The organism is Methanoculleus marisnigri JR1 (assembly GCF_000015825.1).
Classification (GTDB): domain Archaea; phylum Halobacteriota; class Methanomicrobia; order Methanomicrobiales; family Methanoculleaceae; genus Methanoculleus; species Methanoculleus marisnigri.
This window is the reverse complement of sequence record NC_009051.1, coordinates 592,508-610,036: the sequence shown is the minus strand read 5'-3', so window position 1 is coordinate 610,036 and position 17,529 is coordinate 592,508. Positions and strand designations below refer to the sequence as shown.

Annotated in this window: 17 protein-coding genes; 6 read left to right on the top strand and 11 right to left on the bottom strand. The window is 64.4% G+C overall.

What is annotated here, in order from left to right:
* Nucleotides 1-210 precede the first annotated feature (210 nt).
* The 11 genes from MEMAR_RS03130 to fhcD all read right to left on the bottom strand — a co-directional run bounded on the left by MEMAR_RS03130 (nucleotide 211) and on the right by fhcD (nucleotide 11,495).
* A complete protein-coding gene (locus tag MEMAR_RS03130; protein ID WP_011843482.1) occupies nucleotides 211-1,059 on the bottom strand; it encodes a deoxyribonuclease IV in 849 nt (282 codons plus the stop codon).
* Between the two features lie 25 nt (nucleotides 1,060-1,084).
* Nucleotides 1,085-2,053: an isocitrate/isopropylmalate dehydrogenase family protein gene (locus tag MEMAR_RS03125; protein ID WP_011843481.1), complete on the bottom strand. Its 969-nt coding sequence runs from the start codon at nucleotides 2,051-2,053 to the stop codon at nucleotides 1,085-1,087.
* The gene (locus MEMAR_RS03120; protein ID WP_011843480.1) at nucleotides 2,031-2,852 is read right to left on the bottom strand and encodes a DUF7714 family protein; all 822 of its coding nucleotides are present in this window, start codon (nucleotides 2,850-2,852) and stop codon (nucleotides 2,031-2,033) included. Before MEMAR_RS03120 ends, MEMAR_RS03125 begins: the two co-directional genes overlap by 23 nt.
* Nucleotides 2,849-3,319 carry a LeuD/DmdB family oxidoreductase small subunit gene (locus MEMAR_RS03115; protein ID WP_011843479.1) on the bottom strand — a complete coding sequence of 157 codons (471 nt, stop codon included), beginning with the start codon at nucleotides 3,317-3,319 and terminating at the stop codon, nucleotides 2,849-2,851. The genes MEMAR_RS03120 and MEMAR_RS03115 overlap by 4 nt, the downstream gene beginning before the upstream one ends.
* Nucleotides 3,319-4,530: an aconitase/3-isopropylmalate dehydratase large subunit family protein gene (locus MEMAR_RS03110; protein WP_011843478.1), complete on the bottom strand. Its 1,212-nt coding sequence runs from the start codon at nucleotides 4,528-4,530 to the stop codon at nucleotides 3,319-3,321. The genes MEMAR_RS03115 and MEMAR_RS03110 overlap by 1 nt, the downstream gene beginning before the upstream one ends.
* On the bottom strand, nucleotides 4,527-5,657 hold the full coding sequence (locus MEMAR_RS03105) for a homocitrate synthase family protein (RefSeq protein ID WP_011843477.1): 1,131 nt from the start codon (nucleotides 5,655-5,657) through the stop codon (nucleotides 4,527-4,529). The genes MEMAR_RS03110 and MEMAR_RS03105 overlap by 4 nt, the downstream gene beginning before the upstream one ends.
* Nucleotides 5,629-6,888 carry a thiamine pyrophosphate-dependent enzyme gene (locus MEMAR_RS03100; protein ID WP_011843476.1) on the bottom strand — a complete coding sequence of 420 codons (1,260 nt, stop codon included), beginning with the start codon at nucleotides 6,886-6,888 and terminating at the stop codon, nucleotides 5,629-5,631. Before MEMAR_RS03100 ends, MEMAR_RS03105 begins: the two co-directional genes overlap by 29 nt.
* Nucleotides 6,885-7,856, bottom strand: coding sequence for a radical SAM protein (locus tag MEMAR_RS03095; RefSeq protein WP_048063732.1), 972 nt, complete (start codon nucleotides 7,854-7,856; stop codon nucleotides 6,885-6,887). The genes MEMAR_RS03100 and MEMAR_RS03095 overlap by 4 nt, the downstream gene beginning before the upstream one ends.
* The gene (mmp11, locus tag MEMAR_RS03090; RefSeq protein ID WP_011843473.1) at nucleotides 7,838-8,731 is read right to left on the bottom strand and encodes a methanogenesis marker protein 11; all 894 of its coding nucleotides are present in this window, start codon (nucleotides 8,729-8,731) and stop codon (nucleotides 7,838-7,840) included. The genes MEMAR_RS03095 and mmp11 overlap by 19 nt, the downstream gene beginning before the upstream one ends.
* A complete protein-coding gene (locus MEMAR_RS03085; RefSeq protein ID WP_011843472.1) occupies nucleotides 8,715-9,671 on the bottom strand; it encodes a tRNA(Ile)(2)-agmatinylcytidine synthase in 957 nt (318 codons plus the stop codon). The genes mmp11 and MEMAR_RS03085 overlap by 17 nt, the downstream gene beginning before the upstream one ends.
* A 915-nt stretch (nucleotides 9,672-10,586) precedes the next feature.
* Entirely contained in the window at nucleotides 10,587-11,495 is a 909-nt protein-coding gene (fhcD, locus tag MEMAR_RS03075; protein WP_011843471.1) for a formylmethanofuran--tetrahydromethanopterin N-formyltransferase, read from the bottom strand.
* Between the two features lie 616 nt (nucleotides 11,496-12,111).
* Between fhcD and MEMAR_RS03070 the strand changes: the two genes are divergently transcribed.
* From MEMAR_RS03070 to MEMAR_RS03045, 6 genes are read left to right on the top strand one after another with little or no spacing between them, the layout of a single operon-like run.
* Nucleotides 12,112-12,384 carry an indolepyruvate ferredoxin oxidoreductase subunit alpha gene (locus MEMAR_RS03070; protein WP_011843470.1) on the top strand — a complete coding sequence of 91 codons (273 nt, stop codon included), beginning with the start codon at nucleotides 12,112-12,114 and terminating at the stop codon, nucleotides 12,382-12,384.
* A 15-nt stretch (nucleotides 12,385-12,399) separates the two neighbouring features.
* A complete protein-coding gene (locus MEMAR_RS03065) occupies nucleotides 12,400-13,569 on the top strand; it encodes a 4Fe-4S binding protein (RefSeq protein WP_011843469.1) in 1,170 nt (389 codons plus the stop codon).
* A gap of 10 nt (nucleotides 13,570-13,579) precedes the next feature.
* Nucleotides 13,580-14,161, top strand: a complete 582-nt coding sequence (gene hdrC / locus MEMAR_RS03060) for a CoB--CoM heterodisulfide reductase subunit C (RefSeq protein WP_011843468.1) — start codon at nucleotides 13,580-13,582, stop codon at nucleotides 14,159-14,161.
* Nucleotides 14,162-14,165: 4 nt separating this feature from the next.
* Nucleotides 14,166-15,068 carry a CoB--CoM heterodisulfide reductase subunit B gene (hdrB, locus tag MEMAR_RS03055; RefSeq protein ID WP_011843467.1) on the top strand — a complete coding sequence of 301 codons (903 nt, stop codon included), beginning with the start codon at nucleotides 14,166-14,168 and terminating at the stop codon, nucleotides 15,066-15,068.
* Nucleotides 15,069-15,079: 11 nt separating this feature from the next.
* Complete coding sequence (locus MEMAR_RS03050) at nucleotides 15,080-17,098, top strand: CoB--CoM heterodisulfide reductase iron-sulfur subunit A family protein (protein ID WP_011843466.1); 2,019 nt, start codon at nucleotides 15,080-15,082, stop codon at nucleotides 17,096-17,098.
* Complete coding sequence (locus MEMAR_RS03045) at nucleotides 17,099-17,524, top strand: hydrogenase iron-sulfur subunit (RefSeq protein WP_011843465.1); 426 nt, start codon at nucleotides 17,099-17,101, stop codon at nucleotides 17,522-17,524.
* Nucleotides 17,525-17,529 lie beyond the last annotated feature (5 nt).

Genomic DNA, 17,529 nt, shown 5'->3' with positions numbered 1-17,529 from the left:
GTGGAATTCCGGAGAACCACCGGAGATCCACAGGATAAAGGGTTCGCGCGTTGCAGGATAGAATTATTAATATAAATATCTTCCCATAAATCTGAGCGGGCGGAGGGAGTATTCAAGACTATTATAAAAAACGAGAGATATTAATCGCAGCAGGAGCCGCCGCACCATAACCGGCAGCACGGCCTCGTCAGGGGCAATGCCCCGGGGCGCTCAGGCTCCTGCAAGTTCACGGACCTTCGCGATATTCCCGGTATCGCTCCGCCGCTCGTCGACCGGCGTCTCGCAGATGAGGGGGAGGCGGCGGACGGCCGGATGGCGGAGGATATGCCGGAACCCATCCTCCCCGATCCTCCCGAGCCCGATGTGCTCGTGCCGGTCGAGCCCGCTCCCGAGATCCCCCTTGCAGTCGTTGAGGTGGACGACCCGGAGACGGGATAGATCAATCGCGTCGTCGATCTCCCCTAAGACCGCATCGACCCCCTCCGCGGTCCGGAGGTCGTAGCCGGCGGCGAACGCGTGGCAGGTGTCGAAACAGATCCCGACCCTCTCTTTCGCATCGATCCCGTCCACGATCCGCGAGAGGTTGTCGACGGTCGTCCCCACGCTGTTCTTCTCCCCGGCGGTGTTCTCGAGGAGGAGCATCACGTCGCTCTCCCCGGCGTCTTCAAACGCCCGGTTGATGGCGGCAACGACCCGCTCCTGCCCCGCTTCCATCCCGGCGCCGCGGTGGTGCCCGAGGTGGGTCACCAAGTAAGGTATCCCGAGGAGAGAGCACCGCCGGAGTTCCCCGGCAAGCGCCGCGACCGATTTTTCGTAGATCTCGGCATCGGGCGAGGCCGGGTTCGGGAGGTAGGGCATGTGGTCGACGACCGGGCCGATCCCCGACGCACTCACCGCCGCCCTGAAGGCCCCGGCCAGGCCCGGGTCGAGGTCTTTCACCTTCCAGCCGCGGGGGTTTCGGGAAAAGATCTGAAACGTATCGCAGCCCGCGTCAAGGGCCCGCCCGACCGCACGGTCGATCGAGCCGGCGATGGAGACGTGGCATCCCACCAGCACCATACCGTAACTCTCGACCCCAAATCGCTTAGGCCTTCCCCCGCCCGACCTCGCGGAGCACCGCCGCCCCGAACTCCCGGGTGCCGGCGGCTCCGCCGAGGTCGGGTGTCCGGATGCCTGCACGAAGCACCCGGTCGACGGCCTCCTCCACGGCCGCCGCGGATGCGGGATCGCCGAGGTGGGAGAGCAGCATCGCTCCGCTCCGGATGGCCGCAATGGGGTTTGCGACGTTTTTGTCCGCGATGTCGGGAGCGCTGCCGTGGACGGGCTCGAAGAGAGCGTGCCCCTCCCCGATATTGGCGCTCGGGAGCAGCCCGAGCCCCCCGACAAGGTAGGCGGCGGCGTCGGAGAGGATGTCGCCGAAGATGTTGGTCGTCACGATCACGTCGTAGCGGTCCGGGTGCATCAGGAGATCGAGGCAGAGCGCGTCGATGTAGCAGAAGGTGCAGGGAACCCCCGCCCGGGCGGCCTCCGCGGTGCAGGCCTCGACGAAGAGGCAGTCCGACTTTAAGACGTTCGCCTTGTTGCCGACGGTGAGGTGGCGGCGGGACTTCGCGAGAGTGCAGGCGTAGCGGGCGATCCGTTCGCTCCCCCGGCGGGAGACGACCCGGACGGTGCAGGCGCGATCAGGCTCCGTCCACTCGATGCCGGAGTAGAGCCCTTCGGTGTTCTCCCGCACGATGACGACGTCGACCCCCTCGCCCCGGATCGGGCGGACGTTCGCGTAGAGGTCGAGAGCACGGCGGATCTGCATGAGAACGCTCCGGTAGCCGGGGTCGGGCGGGGTCGTGATTGCCCCGAAGAGGATTGCGTCCGCCGACCGGAGAGCGGCGATCGTCTCCTCGTCGCAGGCGCTCCCGGTCCGCTCCCACCGGCCGTATCCCACCTCGACGTCGAAGAACTCGATATCCGGGCGCACGGCCGCGAGGATGTCGCGGGCGACCGGGACGACCTCGCGCCCGATGCCGTCGCCCTCAACGACCGCTACCTTCACCATTCTGCTTCCTCCACGCGGTTGCGACCTCTCTTGCCGCCTCCGCGATCTCCCACGACGACGCCCCCCAGTGTACCACCGCGCCAAAGAGGCCGTTCCTGAGCCCGAGCCCGGCCCGCTCGCTCCGGCAGCACCGGGCGATGAACGGCTCGGCCGCCACCGATTCAAGCGGGCAGATGTTCTCCACGCGAACCCCCTCGCCGTAGCACTCCCGCAGCAGTTCCCGTGCCGTCAGGCATCCCGCCACGCGGTCGCCGGGCCGGAGCGGGTCCGCGTCGACGGTGCGGGGGAATCCGGCCGCCCGGCAGGGGTAGACGTCGGCTTTGATCTCGCGGATGTCCCGGACGTGGTGTTCGAAGACGACCTCGAGGTCGCCGAAGAGCCCGGTTCTCTCGAGGTCGCCGAGCGTTGCCGAGAGGTGCGGACGGGGCGGGGTGATGTCGTAGACGTGGATGCGGAGGAAGGCCGAGAGGTCCGGGTCGAGCACGAACGTGGTCTGTTCGCCGTGGCCGCAGAACACGGTGCACCGGTACCCGGACCGCATTGCTTCCTGTACTAAGAATGTTCGATCCTGAACGTTCACGCGTTCCGGGTAGCGGTAGACATCGTCGCCGGAAGCGACCACCCGGGCCGAGAGGACATTTCTCATCAGGCCGGTCCCGTTCGGGTCGGTCTCCACCTCGATGACCTCCGTGCCTTCGGCGGTCTCCCGGACAAGGTAGCGCGAGAGGAAGTAGGCCCGCTTCCCGCACGGGGTGCCGTTCGCGGACCCGACGAACTTGCAGTGGGGCGGGAAGATCATCGCCACGACCTCCAGTAGGGAACCAGCCCCCCGGACCGGAGGATGGCGACCATCTTCTCCGAGAGCGGGCGAGCGGGATAACGCTTCCCGTCAACCTCGACCCACCCGCCATCGAGGTCGAAGGCGACGCGGGCGCCGTCGGTGCAGGCGACGGGGGCCTCGATCACCGGCAGGCCGACGTTGACGGCGTTCCGAAAGAAGATGCGGGCGAACGACTCCGCGACGACCGCGACGACACCCGCCTCGCGGAGGGCGACCACCGCCTGCTCGCGGGACGACCCGCAGCCCATGTTCTTTCCGGCGACGATGACCGATCCCGAAAGGCGGGGGGCGAGCGCCGGGTCGAGGTCCTCGAAGGCGTGCTCCGCCCAGACCGAGCGGTCTTTCGTCCGGAGGTAGCGGCCGGCGATGATGAGGTCGGTGTCGATGTCGTTCCCGAGACAGATTGCCGGTCCGGCACCCTGCATCATACCACCTCCGGCACGGTTATGACACCGGTAATCGCGCTCGCTGCGGCGGTGGCGACCGACGAGAGGTAGATCTCGCCGCCCACGCCCATCCGGTTCTTGAAGTTCCGGTTGGCGGTGGAGAGGCAGACCTCCCCCTCCCCGATCACCCCGGCGTGCGCCCCGAGACACGGCCCGCACCCGGGCGACCCGACGACGCAGCCCGCATCCACGATATCGGCGAGGACGCCGGTGGCGATTGCCCGGGCAAGCACCGAACGGGATGCGGGAAACACCAGGGTTCGCACGGCCACCTTCTTTCCCCGGACGATCCGGGCGAACCGGGCAAGGTCCTCGTAGCGGCCGTTCGTGCAGGTTCCGACAAAGACCTGGTCGAGGTGCGTGCCCGCGACCTCTTCGGCCTCGCGGACGGTATCCACCCGGTGCGGGACCGCGACGAGAGGCACGATATCGTCGAGATCGATCTCGACCGTCCGTTCGTAGCGGCAGTCCTCCGGCGCCTGCGGCGAGGCCGTAACCCCGTAGTCCGCGAGGTAGCGGACGGTGACCGCGTCGGCGTAGAACATGCCCGTCTTCGCCCCGGTCTCGACCGCCATGTTCGAGAGGGTCAGCCGCCCGTCCATGGATATTCCTGCCGCCCCGTCGCCCACGAACTCCAGCGCCCGGTAGGTCGCCCCTTCCATCCCGAGTTCCGCGACGTAGGCGAGAGCGACGTCTTTAGGCTCCGCAGCGCCGGAGAGCCTGCCGGAGAGGTTGACCGCGATCGTCTCCGGGACGCGGAACCACGTCTCCCCCGAAGCCCAGATCGCCGCCATATCGGTCGCCCCTACCCCGGTGGCGAACGCGCCGAAGGCGCCGAGGGTGCAGGTATGGGAGTCGGCGCCGACGACGACCATGCCGGGCCGGACGACCCCTTCGCCCATCACCTGGTGGCAGATCCCCCCGCCGGCATCCGAGAGCGCGATCCCCGACACCCCGGCATACTCGCGGAGCTCGGCCTGGAGCGTCGCCGTCGTCCCGGTGTTCGCCGGGACGATATGATCGAAGACCAGCCGTAGCCGCTCGGGATGCGGGAGCCGCTCCACCCCCATCTCCCGGAGCGCTTCCCGGGCGAGGACGCCGGTTCCGTCGTGGGCAAAGGCTATATCGACCTCTCGATCCACGTATTCCCCCGCCGGCGCGCCGAGGATCGCTTCGGAGAGCGTGCTCACTGGACGATCCCCTCCTTTGCCGCTCGCAGAAGACTGCAGAGCACCTCGCGGGTGACGCTGCACTTGCCCTCGCTCTTCTGTTTCACCTGCTCGAGCACCCACCGCGCCTCCTCTTCGGAGAGGTCGAACCCGTAGGCTTTCGCGACGTGCTCGAGCGCCCGCCGCCCCGTATGCTTTCCGAGGACGAACCGTCGTTCGCCGCCCACCAGTTCCGGCGGGACGTACTCGTAGGTCGTCGGATCGCAGAGGATCGCGGCGATATGGATCCCGCTCTCGTGGGCAAAGGCGTTCTCACCGACGATCGGCCGGGTGCGTTCCGGGGCAACGCCCGAAGCCCGGGCGACCAGGCGCGAGATCTCCTGCAGGCGGGTAAGATCGTAGCGGTCGACGCCGCCCTTCAGCCGCAGGACGGCGAGCACCTGTTCGAGTGCCGCGTTGCCCGCACGCTCCCCGATGCCGTTGACGGTGGTGTGGAGCTGGAACGCCCCGGCGGCCGCGGCCGTGACGGTGTTTGCCGTCGCAAGCCCGAGGTCGTTGTGGCAGTGGATACAGAGCGGAAGGGGGGCCGCGCCGAGGAGACGGGTGACGACCGCGTGAATCTCGAGCGGCGTGAGGCAGCCGACGGTATCGGCGAAACTGACGAGGTTCGCGCCGCGCTCGACGCCACGGGTATACATCTCGATGAGAAACGCCGGGTCGGTTCGCGAAGCGTCTTCGGCGGCGAACCGCACCTGCACGCCGTGATCGGCGGCGAACTCCACCATGTCAAGAGCGTCCTCGAGCACCTCTTCGCGGGATTTTCGGTACTTGTGCCGGATGTGAAGATCGGAGGTCGCGAAGAATATGCTGACCATATCCACGTCGCAGTCGAGCGCCGCCTCGATATCGGGCTTGAGCGCCCGTGCGAGACAGCAGACCCGGGCAGATAGACCAGCCCGGGCAATGGCCGCGACGCACTCCTTCTCCGCCGCGGAGACCACGGGAAACCCGGCCTCGATCACCTCCACGCCGATCTCGTCGAGCAATGCCGCGATCGTCATCTTCTCATCGCGGGTAAACGAGACGCCGGGAGTCTGCTCCCCGTCTCGCAGCGTTACATCACAGATCTCGATATTCCACGGTTTCATGGGTCTCACCTTCAGGGCAGGAGCCTTCGATCACCACCGTCCGGGGGCCGTCATCCGGGACGACGAGAGCCCGGCGAAGCGCCCCGATATCGTCTGCGGCGCAGACGACCGGGTTCGCCCAGGCGATGTAGCGAAGGATGTCGGGAACGGGGTGACCGCCGGTCATCCCCATCCGGTTGTTCGCAAAGACGATACAGAGGAGCGGAAGTTTGCGTTCGTAGACGTCGATGAGGGCGTTCAGGCCCGAATGCAGGAGCGCGTAGTCGCCGGTGAGCGCGACGCCCGGGCCGGTCGCGGCCACGGCGACCGACGAGCCGAGGCCGTAGGTGGCGACGCCGATGCGGTAGGGCGGGTTCATCGCGAGGATCGCGCACCCGGCGTCGCAGGCCGCCCGCAGGTTGCGTTCGCGGAGGATGGCAAGGGTCGGGTGGAACGGGCAGTTCCGGCAGAACGTCCGGTAGTAGCCGCGGCCCGAGAACCGTTCCGGCTCCCCGGCGGCTTCAGGCGGATCGAGCAACCGGTGCTCCCGGAGGAAGGGGCGGCCGGTCTCGTGGAGCGCGGCGAGCACGTCCGGGGCGGCCGGTGGCGGGTAGACGGTGACGGCACGGTGTTTGCCGCCCGAGAACCGGTTGAGGGGAGAGGAACGCGACCAGGCAAACATCGCCGCGGTCCGCCGGTCCGTAGCCTGCGCCCGGCCGGCCATCGTGAGTCCGGGGTCGGCGAGGCACCCCTCCCGGCGCCGCCGCGGAGCGGAGAGGGGTTCGGGCACGTTCGCGTCCAGGAGGTCGGGCGTGACCCTGACGATGGCGACCCTTGAGAAGGTCTCCGACGCCTCGAACGCCGCTTCAACGGCAAGGCCGAGCGTCTCGCCGTCGGGCTCCAGCACCGGAACCCGGGCCACCTCGCCGTAGTAGCGGGAGTCCTGCACGACGTCTGAAGCCGCCGCGCCGACGTCGTCGGCGGCGACGATCACGACGCCCGACCGGAGGCCCTGGGCGGTGGCGTGAACGAGCGGGTCGGCACAGGCGTTGAGGCCGACGTGCTTGACGAATACGGCGGCCCTCCTCCCGGAGAGGGAGTCGCCGAGGGCGTACTCGAGCGCCGTCTTCTCGTTGACGGTGTTTAAGGCCCCTGCCAGAGCGGCAACCTCCGATACCGGGTAGCCGGGGACGGCATAGCACCGATCAGCCGACTGCCGGATTGCCCGGGCGAGCGCTTCGGCGCCCTTCATGCGTCCCTCCCCGGCGTAAGATCGCACCCGGTGCACGCCGAACACATCGTCAGCGCCCGGCGGGGGTCGAGCCCCGCCCGGCGGAGGATCCTCCCGTGAACCTCGAAGAGCGAGAGCAGCCGTTCGGCGGAGGGGCGGGGCATCCCCGCAAGAGACGCCGCCGGGGTGAGGGGGCGCAGAACCGGGATGACCCCGATGGCGGCGAGGTCTTCCATCACCCGCTCCAGGTCTTCATCGGTCTCCCCGAGGCCGACGATGACGTTCGAATAGACTCTTCCCCTCCCGAAGAGCGTGACGGAAGTCGAGAGCGACTCCCAGACCCCTTCCCACGAGAGCCCGGGGCACATTGCCGTGAAGAGTTCGGGGGTCGCCGCCTCGATGTTGAACTTCACCTCGGCGACGCCGAGCGCGTGAAGCCGGGCCGGGGTCCCGGGGCAGGGGTAGATCGAGACGCCGATGGGGAGATTGAACGGGCGGAGCGCCGCAACGACCTCGAGGACGTAGGCCTCCTCCTCCTCGATCGAGGAGGCGACACCGCTCGTGATCGAGATGGCGTCGATCCGGTCGGCGACGCTCCCGACCATGCGGACGATCTCGTCGACCTCCTTTCGCCGGCCGGGGAGCGCCGGCACCGGGCAGTAGCGGCAGCAAAAGATGCACGTCCCGCTGACCGTGATGTAGGCCTGGCGGGGACAGTGGAGAGCAGCAGGTTCGAGCCGGCCGGCGACGACTTCGCCGTCGACGAGGAGGTCGGCCGCGCCGTCTCCCAGATGAACGATCTCGATGGGGCTGGTATCATCGATGCCGGCCCGGACACGCCGGCCGGCGACAGGCGAGAAGAAGAGCGAACCGGGCGTGCCGGCAGTGGGGCCCGCGGCGGAGCGTGAGACGTATTCGTCCGCAGGTTCGCCGGAGAGGCGGACGGAGCCTGTCCCGAGCACCCGGGCTTTCAGCCGCTTCCATTCCATAGCGCCAGCGCCTCCTCGTATCGTGTATAGAACGGGATCGCCGCAACCGCCCCGATCACGCCCCGGCCGTCCATGACGACGGAGAGATGTTCGGAGTCAAGGGCGGCAAGGTCGTCTGCGGAGACCTCGCCCCGCTTCACGCGGCAGCCGAATTCTTCGAGCGGCGAGGGGTCGAACCCCCGCCAGACCGCCATCCCGGTCTCGTCCGAGAGGGTGTACTCTTCGAGGAGATCGCGGTAGTTCCTGATCAGCCCCTCGGGATCGGAAGTGGCGAACTCGCAGGCGATGGCGACGCAGTTCTTGGTCCGGTAGGGAACGGGATAGAGCTGAACGATGGTGTGGGAGAGGTAGCGCGAACGGTCGTCCTCGACGGCCCGGGCGATGTTGTGCGCGAGCGTCCAGGTGGCGCCCTCTTCGGGGGTATCGGTGTCGTCGATCCCGACGATCACCCGCTCAAGCCGGGGAAGCCAGACGGTTGAACCCGCGAGTCGCCCGCCGCCGGCCGGGTCGCTCACGCAGCGGACGACACCGCGGGCCCCGGCACGGCAGACCGACGCCCCCACGCCTCCGCCGCCGAGCCCCCGGTAGGTGACGGCAATCTCGCCCTCTTCGACGGCGACGGCGGCGATCCCCGCCGGAAAGACCGAGCCCTCGAGCGCGAGGTCGGCGCTCCCGGTCGAGAGGAGGTAGCGGTTGGTCGACCCAACCGTGCGGACGGAGCGGACGAGCGGGCTCTGCGCGTAGTGCCGCTTCACCCACATCGCGCCGCCGGTGCAGTCGAAGAACTCGACGAGTTCCACAAGCCCGCCGCTCTCGTCGGCCACCGCCACGATCTGAGGATACCGTATCGTATACGGATCAGAGAGTTTCTCCATACAGTCCAGCCGCCTCAACGCCCTTGTTCCCCCAGAGAACGGCACCCAGCGCTCCGATTCGGCCCTTCCGCCCGGTCGAGTCGATGAACCGGACACCCATCCGTGCCGCCTCCGCCTCCGCGTCGTCGACCGTCAGGAGCTCGGTCTTGACCCGCTTGAGATACGGGGACTCTTCTGCAAACGCAATCCCGCGGTAGACGGCGATGCCGGTATCGTTGCTGACCGCTTCCGCTTCAATGAAGTCGCGGACGTATTCGAGGAGTTCGTCCACCTTTCCCGGACGGACAGCGAAGTTCAGGGCCGAACCGACGCAGTTGGTGGTCTTCTTCGGGACCGCGGGATTGAGCTGCACGAGGCGCATGTCCAGGTACTCGACCCCCGGGATCGTGCAGCCCTCGGCGCACTTGAGCGCGAGGACCCACGTGGCACCCTCCTCGCGGGTGTCGGTGTCGTCGATCCCGATCGTCACCTTCTCGTACAGCGGCGATACGATCCGCACCCGGCAGACCCGGGCGCCGCCGATCTTGAGATCGTCCTCGGTAGGATACTCCGCCCGGATCACGCCCGGCGCCTGCGGCAGGCAGGCGGCGACGCCGACGCCCGCCCCCGCGATGCCCGCCCAGGTCGTCACCACTTCGTCCCCGACGACCTCGACCCCCTCGAGCGCCTGCCCGCCGATCTCCTGGCCGGCAGCCCCGAAGTTCGCCGGCGATACGCCCAGTCGGGCGATCATCGTCATCGTCGTGCCCTCGACGTGGCAGGACTGGACCGCGCCCTTCGCCCGCACCCGGTTCGCCGCGTCCCACTCGATGGTCCCCCGGGCCCGGCAGTGCTCGCGGATCTCCGCGAGACCGGCGTTCTGGTCGACCATGGCGAGGAACTTCATCGAGAACAACCGCCCGAACCGGGCCCTGACTTCATCGGGTGTGAGCGTAATCATGATGTCACCGAAATAATCGTTAACAAGAATGTCGTTGATAACGATATTTAAGGGGATCGATCGGGAGGGGCGGGTGAGCCCGAGCGGGATTTGGCGGGGTGGCGAGAGGGGAAAGGGCGGTTATTCCACGCAGTTGAGGGGAGCCGGGCGGGGGGTGGTTGAGTGTGAGGGCGGTTCTTTCATAGTGGAGATCGACTGGGTGGTGGAAGTGCCGGGAGGGGAACCCGGGGAGCAAACAGATTCGAGTTTCAGACGATTAATCAACTATCTAGTGCACCGTGTCATCTTATTATAGAAATTTCTTGCATGTACCAGGACGGAAACCATGGTCTCACGCGAAGAGCGCGAAGCCGGGAAGTGAAGTTGCCGGCAGGTATCGCTCAGTCTTCGCGTCCTTCGCGGCTTCGCGTGAGGTTTTGGTATAGAGGCGGTACAGTCTCACGCGAAGCCGCGAAGGTGATGTCGGATTTTAGGTTTAGATGACAACAAGTACTAGAACCTGGAATATTCTGTCCATCACTTGCCCTTCCACGGCTTTCCATCGGATATCGCCACGCGGGGAGGGGCTGACGGGGAGGGGGTGCAACCCCCTCTCCTGTCTCTACCCCGTAAAGCTTTACCTACGCCCCCCCACCGCCCGCGCTTCGCGCTCCTCCCACCCCCCTGGGGGGGTGGGCAGTGCGTGGCGATATCTCCACAAAATCCGTGCATCTGGGTAGCGATGTCCCAGGAAATGATATGCGTACGACCGGCTTCAGGACAGGAGTTTGAGTGCCGAGAGTGTAGTGACAGTTGGCCGAAGGCACGATTGAAGGAGTTCGAAGCGTGATAGAGGGAAGTCTTCAGCAGCCCACACCGTCAACAGCACGAGCAAACACCCAGCAACCCGAGCGACCGCACCACAAAAAAAGAGATTTAGAGATACTCAGCCAGGACGTCCTTCAGCTCGAACTTGAACGGCCCGAGGCTGCCGCCGAAGTTCCCGGCGCTGATGAACTTCACGCCCGGCACCCTGGTCGCCGCCCGGATGCCCTCGGCCATCGCGGTCTTGATCGAGTCCTCGTCGACGCCGTCGATGACGAGCTCGTAGATGGCCTTGACGCCCTCGGGAACCTTGCTGTTCTCGACCTTATCTCGGAGGGTCGGGCAGTAGGCCTCGTTCGTGCTTGCGCCCATGAACTTGTACTTGTTGCTGCCGACCTTCGAGCCGCTCGCGACGATGCCGCCGGGGAAGGGCGTGATGACACCGCAGACGCCGCTGATTGCGTCGACCGCCGCCTGGGCGGCCGTCAGGGCGGCCATCTGGTTCTCGCCCATGATGAAGAAGTTGCCGCCTGCAACACCCTTGACGGCGCCGAACTCCTCCTCGCCGATATACTCACCCTCCATGATCGGGATGGCCCAGACAGTCCTGCCGCCGACCTCGCGCTTCTCCTCGTAGCCGTCACCGAAGAAGTGAAGCTTGACCGGGAGTTTCTCCGGGACCTCGGCGACGACGTCCGAAAGACCGTCGAAGACCGCCGTCGTCGGGGCGGTGAGGACGCACTCGGCGAGACGCTCCACGACCTGCTCCTTGAGCTTCTTCTTGCTCGCACAGATCATGATCGCGTAGCCGGGGCGGCCGTCCGGGGTCTCGTCGGGGGAGACGAAGCAGTCGATACCCGCCTCCGCCGGACACCCGATGGTCGAGGTGGCAAACCCTACGGCCTCCACTGCCGCCTTGTACGCCCATTCCTCGGTGACCGCGGTAATGATGGGCCGCGCCACCCAGGTCGGGAACGCCTCTGCATAGGTATCATCGATAGTAACGCCATTCAGTTCCATGGATAGAATACACCTCGTTTGCTACAATGTTATGATACGGACAGAATAAGGTTTCTTTTTTACCCGGGCGTGCGCACCCGACCGGCGCCGGGCTTCATGCGAAGAGACGTTTCGCGGCACCCGCGGCCCCGTCCACCTGCCCGGCAGGGCAATCCCCGATACAGCGCGGAGACTGCGCGCACAGAAGAGGAACAGTTTTTAGGAGGCGGGCGCAGGGCTCCACTCGAAGAGTGAAGAGTCGACGGATACAGAATCGGTTGCCGCTCACACCGCGCAACGTGCATCGAGTCATCCCGGTCGAGTGGATGGGCGCCCCCTCCGGTCCGGTGAGCGATCCTGCACGTCCCCAACGCTGCCGGGCCGGATTTGCCACCGATTTTCATCAAAAACCCCGATTTAAGATTTAAGGTTTTTGTTTTGCCCTCATGCCCGGAAGACCGTATAGCAATGAGTTTTTGAGCATTGGGTTAACATGGCAACTGTTTTAATTTATAAAATTTGACGGATAATCATAGTTCTGGAATATAAGACTGTCGGATTTCAGAAAGTTTATGTATATTCTTTGACAATTCTTTTTATATCGATTTTTAATCGATCAGATCTGGTGCGTGATACCATGGCATTTGCATTGCACATCAATATGGAACGATGTACAGGCTGCAACAACTGCGTGGTGGCATGTCCGGTCGACGCTCTCGAGCTCTACACTGAAGATCCAGCAACCAAGGAGAAGATCTACAAGGTCAGAGACGGCAAGGCCGTCATCCTTGATTTCAACTCAGAGCTCTGCGCCGGCTGCGGCGTATGCGTCCAGGCATGCCCCTATGGAGTCATCAAGCTTGTAGGACCGTGGGAAAGCCGGGCAAAGACCCGAAAAGTGGAAGCCTAGGAGTGATACTAGAATATGGCACTGTTTCCAAAGTATTCCAAAACGCGGGATGGCCAGAACGTCGTCATGGAGCAGAGACTCCTGAAGGCGGTCAACAACCTGATCCTGAACGCCGAAACCTGTACGGGCTGCGGCATCTGTGTCGACGCCTGCCCGGAAGAGGCAATCGTTCTCGGACCCGTCGGTGCGACCCGGCGCGGGGCAATCGACTACGCAGAACCCGTCGACGTCAACCCTGAGAAGTGTTCGTATTGTGGCGTTTGTGTCGTCATGTGCCCCTTCAATGCGATGACACTCAAGATCGACGGGGAGGAGCGCCTCCCGATCCTTGAGCAGGAGGGATTCCCCACCTACGACATGGTCACAACGATCGACGAGGAGAAGTGCGATCGGTGCACCATCTGTGAGGAAGTCTGCCCGAGGGACGCCATCAACCGCGACGTCCCCGCATTCGAAGGCGGCGACGAAGCGGGCAAACCGCGCGAGACCGCACTGCAGACCAGGACAACGTTTACCGTCGACACCGAGAAGTGCGACGTCTGCGGCATCTGCGGCGAACTCTGTCCGAGCATCACCGTCGTTCGCAAGCCCGCGAACCCCGAGACCGGCAAGGTCGAAGGGGATGTCCAGTGGGAAGAGACCACCTGCGACGGATGCACGATCTGTGTCGAGGCCTGCCCCCAGGATGCGATCACCCTCGAGCGCGAGGTCATCAGCAGCAAGCTGCCCGGCAAGGTCGACATCGAGCAGGACAACTGCTGCACCTGTACATGGTGCGTCCAGTCCTGCCCACAGGAGGCAATCACCGTCGAGAAGATCTTCGAGGGAGATCTCGAGATCCACCCCGAGAAGTGCCCCGGCGGCTGCTCGACCTGTGTCGAGGTCTGCCCCTGCAACGCGCTCTACCTGCCCTCCCCCCTCCCTGCAAAGGATATGAAGGGAGAGATCGAGGCCAACATCGCCATCAACAAGGACTTCTGTATCCTCTGCGGTGCCTGTGTCAACGCCTGCCCGAGCGAGGATGCACTCGTCCTGCGGCGGACGGGTATCCGGATGCAGGAGAAAGATTCTGACCTCTTCAAGAAGATCAAGGAGAAGCTGCTTACCCCGAGGACGTCGAGAGTGAAAGAGACCGCCCCCGGAGAAGTCGAGGTCAAAGTTCTGGGAGAAGCAGAAGAGGCGTGAGGGATAGCCAATGGCAGTAAAGAAAGACTATAAAGACCAGAAACTCGCTGAGAAACTCCGGGACAGGAAGTATTACATTCCTGACAGCAACCCCGAGTTCATCAAAGAAGTTGAGAAGATCGGGCAGACGGCCGCCCACATGTGCTACCAGTGCGGCACCTGCACCGGTTCGTGCCCCTCGGCACCCCGGAGTTCGTACCGCATCCGGCTGTTCATGCGCAAGGCAATCCTCGGTCTCGAGGAAGAGATCCTTACCGACCCGGACCTCTGGCTCTGCACGACCTGTTACAGCTGCACCGACCGGTGCCCCCGCGACCTCGCGCCGACCGACGCGATCATGGCGATGAGGAACCTCGCGGCACGGCGCGACATCGTTCCGCGCAACTTCCTCCAGACCGTCCAGTTGATCTACAAGAGCGGCCACGGCGTCCCGAACAACGACGCGAACCGCGCGGCCAGGAAGAAGCTGGGACTCGAGGAGGAGCCTGAGACGACGCACAAGTACCCCGAGTACCTGCCCGGCATCAGGAAGATCATAGACCACTACGGACTGAAGGATCGCGCAGACAAGATTCTGTCGGAGGGAGAGTGAAACCATGAGCGGAAACAACCACCAGTACGCATTCTTCCTCGGGTGCATCGCCCCGAACCGGTACCCCGGCATCGAGGCGGCGGCCATCCGGACCAGCAAGAACGTCGGCATCGACCTCCTGCCCCTGAAGGGCGCAAGCTGCTGCCCGGCACCGGGTGCGTTCGGTTCGATCGACCTGAACATCTGGTATGCGATGGCAGCCAGAAACGTCGTCCTCGCTGAACAGATGGGCATGGACATCACCCTGATCTGCAACGGGTGCTACAAGTCGATCTATGAAGTCAACGAAAAACTGAAGCACAACGACGAACTCCGCGACGGAGTCAACGAGGTGCTCAAAGAGATCGACATGGAGTTCAAGGGGACCATCGACGTCTGGCACCTCGCCGAGCTCTACTACGACCCCAAGATCGTGGGCGTCAAGAAGATTGCAGAAAGCGTCAAGCGCCCCCTGACCGGCGCGAAGATCGCCGTCCACTACGGCTGCCACCTGATGAAACCCGGCAAGGAACGGCACTTCGGCGACACCGAGAACCCGATGTGGATCGAAGAACTCGTCGCCGCTCTCGGAGCCGAGCCCGTCCAGTACCGCAACAAGATGCAGTGCTGCGGTGCCGGCGGCGGTGTCCGTGGGTACGACCTGACGCATGCGCTCGACATCACGAACGAAAAACTGATCAACCTGCAGGAAGTGGGCGCGGATGCGCTGACCGAGGTCTGTCCGTTCTGCCAGCTCCAGTACGACAGAGGACAGGTCGAGATCCAGGACAAGTTCGGCATCACCTGGGGACTCCCGGTCCTGCACTACAACGAACTCCTGGGACTGGCTCAGGGCATGAACCCGGACGAGCTTGCACTCGACCTTCATGCCATCGATGTTGAGCCGTTCCTGAAGAAGATCCTGTGAGGTGCAAATACATGGCAGAAGTCAAGAACAAAGAGGCAAGAATTGGCGTTTTTGTGTGCCACTGTGGTACCAACATCGCGGGCACCATCGACGTCGAGGCAGTAAAGGAATACGCCAGGACGATCCCGAACGTTGTCGTCGCCGACAATTACGCGTATATGTGCTCGACCCCCGGTCAGAACATGATCGCGGATGCCATCAAGGAGCACAACCTGACCGGAGTCGTCGTCGCGGCCTGTACGCCCCGTCTGCACGAGCCCACATTCCGTAACGCGACCGCGGCGGGTGGCCTGAACCCCTTCCGGTTCGAGATGGCGAACATCCGTGACCAGAACTCGTGGGTGCACATGCACCAGCCCGAAGAGGCCACCGACAAGGCGAAAGATGCAATCCGGATCGCCGTAGCGAAGGCGTCCCTGCTCGAAGACCTCATCCCGAAGAGCGTCCCCGTGGAGAAAGCGGCGATGGTCGTCGGCGGTGGTGTCGGCGGCATGCAGGCAGCACTCGACCTTGCGAACGCAGGCATCAAGACCTACCTCGTGGAGAAGAACCCCACGATCGGCGGCAGGATGTCCCAGCTCGACAAGACCTTCCCGACGCTGGACTGCTCGCAGTGTATCCTGACCCCGAAGATGGTGGATGTCTACCGGAACGAGAACATCGAACTCCTCACCTACACCGAGGTCGAGTCGGTCGAGGGCTACATCGGCAACTTCGACGTGACCCTCCGGAAGAAGGCACGCGGTGTCCTCACCCCGGCCGAGGCGGAAGCCCGCGGTATCGTCGGCGGCGGCTGTACCGGTTGCGGCGACTGTGCAACGGTCTGCCCGGTCATCAAGCCGAACCCGTTCGAGCTCGGCATGGCACCGAGGAAGGCAGTCTACATCTACCACCCGCAGGTCTCCCCGCTGATCTACACCGTCGACTTCGACGCCTGCGTCAAGTGCGGTCTCTGTGTCGAGGCATGCGGTGAGAAGAAGGCGATCGACCTCGAGGCAGAGGACGAACTCATCACCGTCAAGGTCGGTACCGCCATCCTTGCCACGGGATATGATATCTTCCCCATCGAGAAGAAGTTCGAGTGGGGTTACAAGAACTACGACAACGTCATCACGTCGCTCGAGTTCGAGCGGCTGATCTGTGCGTCCGGCCCGACCGGCGGCCACCTCATCCGCCCGAGCGACGGCGACACCCCGAAGCGGATCGCGTTCGTGCTCTGTGCAGGCTCCCGTGACAACACCGGCGTCGGCAAGCCGTACTGCTCGCGGTTCTGCTGCATGTACTCGCTCAAGCACGCCCACCAGATCATCGAGAAGATCCCCGGCGCGGTACCTTACATCTTCTACATGGACATCCGGTCCTTCGGGAAGATGTACGAGGAGTTCTACTACCGCATCCAGAATGAGGGTGCGAAGTTCATCCGCGGCAGGGTAGCAAACATCACCGAAGACCCGGTGACCAAGAACCTCCACGTCAACGCGGAGGACACGCTCCTCGGCCGGCCGATCGACATGGAAGTCGACATGGTCGTGCTCGCGGCAGCCATCGAGCCCGCCGCCGAGACCGAGAAGACGCGGAGACTCTTCGGCGTCTCCTGCTCGCAGGACGGCTGGCTCCTTGAGGCTCACCCGAAGTTGAACCCATGCGGCACCACCACTGCCGGCGTCTATCTTGCCGGTGTCTGCCAGGGACCGAAGGATATCCCGGACACGGTCGCCCAGGCGGAGGGTGCGGCATCCGCGGCATCCATCCCGATCCACAGGGGAGAGGTGGAGCTCGAGCCTTACTTTGCCGTGTGTCTCGAAGATAAGTGCGCCGGATGCGGACTGTGTGTCAACCAGTGCCCCTACAGCGCTCTCTCGCTCGTCGAGAAGGACGGCCGCACGGTCATGCAGGTCACCGAAGCCAAGTGCAAGGGCTGCGGCACCTGCGGCGGATTCTGCCCCGGCGGCGCAATCTGGATGCAGCACTTCGCAACCCCGCAGATCGTTGCACAGATCGATGCATTCCTCCTCGGAGGTGAACAGTAAATGGCAGACGAGAACTGGAAACCCAAGATCATCGCCATCATCTGCAACTGGTGTTCCTACGCCGGTGCAGACCTTGCTGGCGGCGCCCGCATTCAGTATCCGCCCGACATCCGCGCAGTCCGCGTGATGTGCACGGGCAGGATCGATCCCCTCTTCATCCTGAAGGCATTCCAGGATGGGGCGGACGGCGTGCTCGTCTCCGGCTGTCACTTCGGCGACTGCCACTACCTTGAGGGCAACTTTAAGGCAGCCAAGAGGATGTTCCTCTTGAAGAGTGTCCTCAAGAACATCGGCCTTGACGACAAGCGTCTCAGAATGACCTTCGTCTCCGCATCCGAGGGTGCGAAGTGGGGAACGGTCATGACGGACGTCGTCACGACCATCAACGAGCTCGGCCCGAGCCCGCTCAAAGAGTTTGCCAGATAATACAC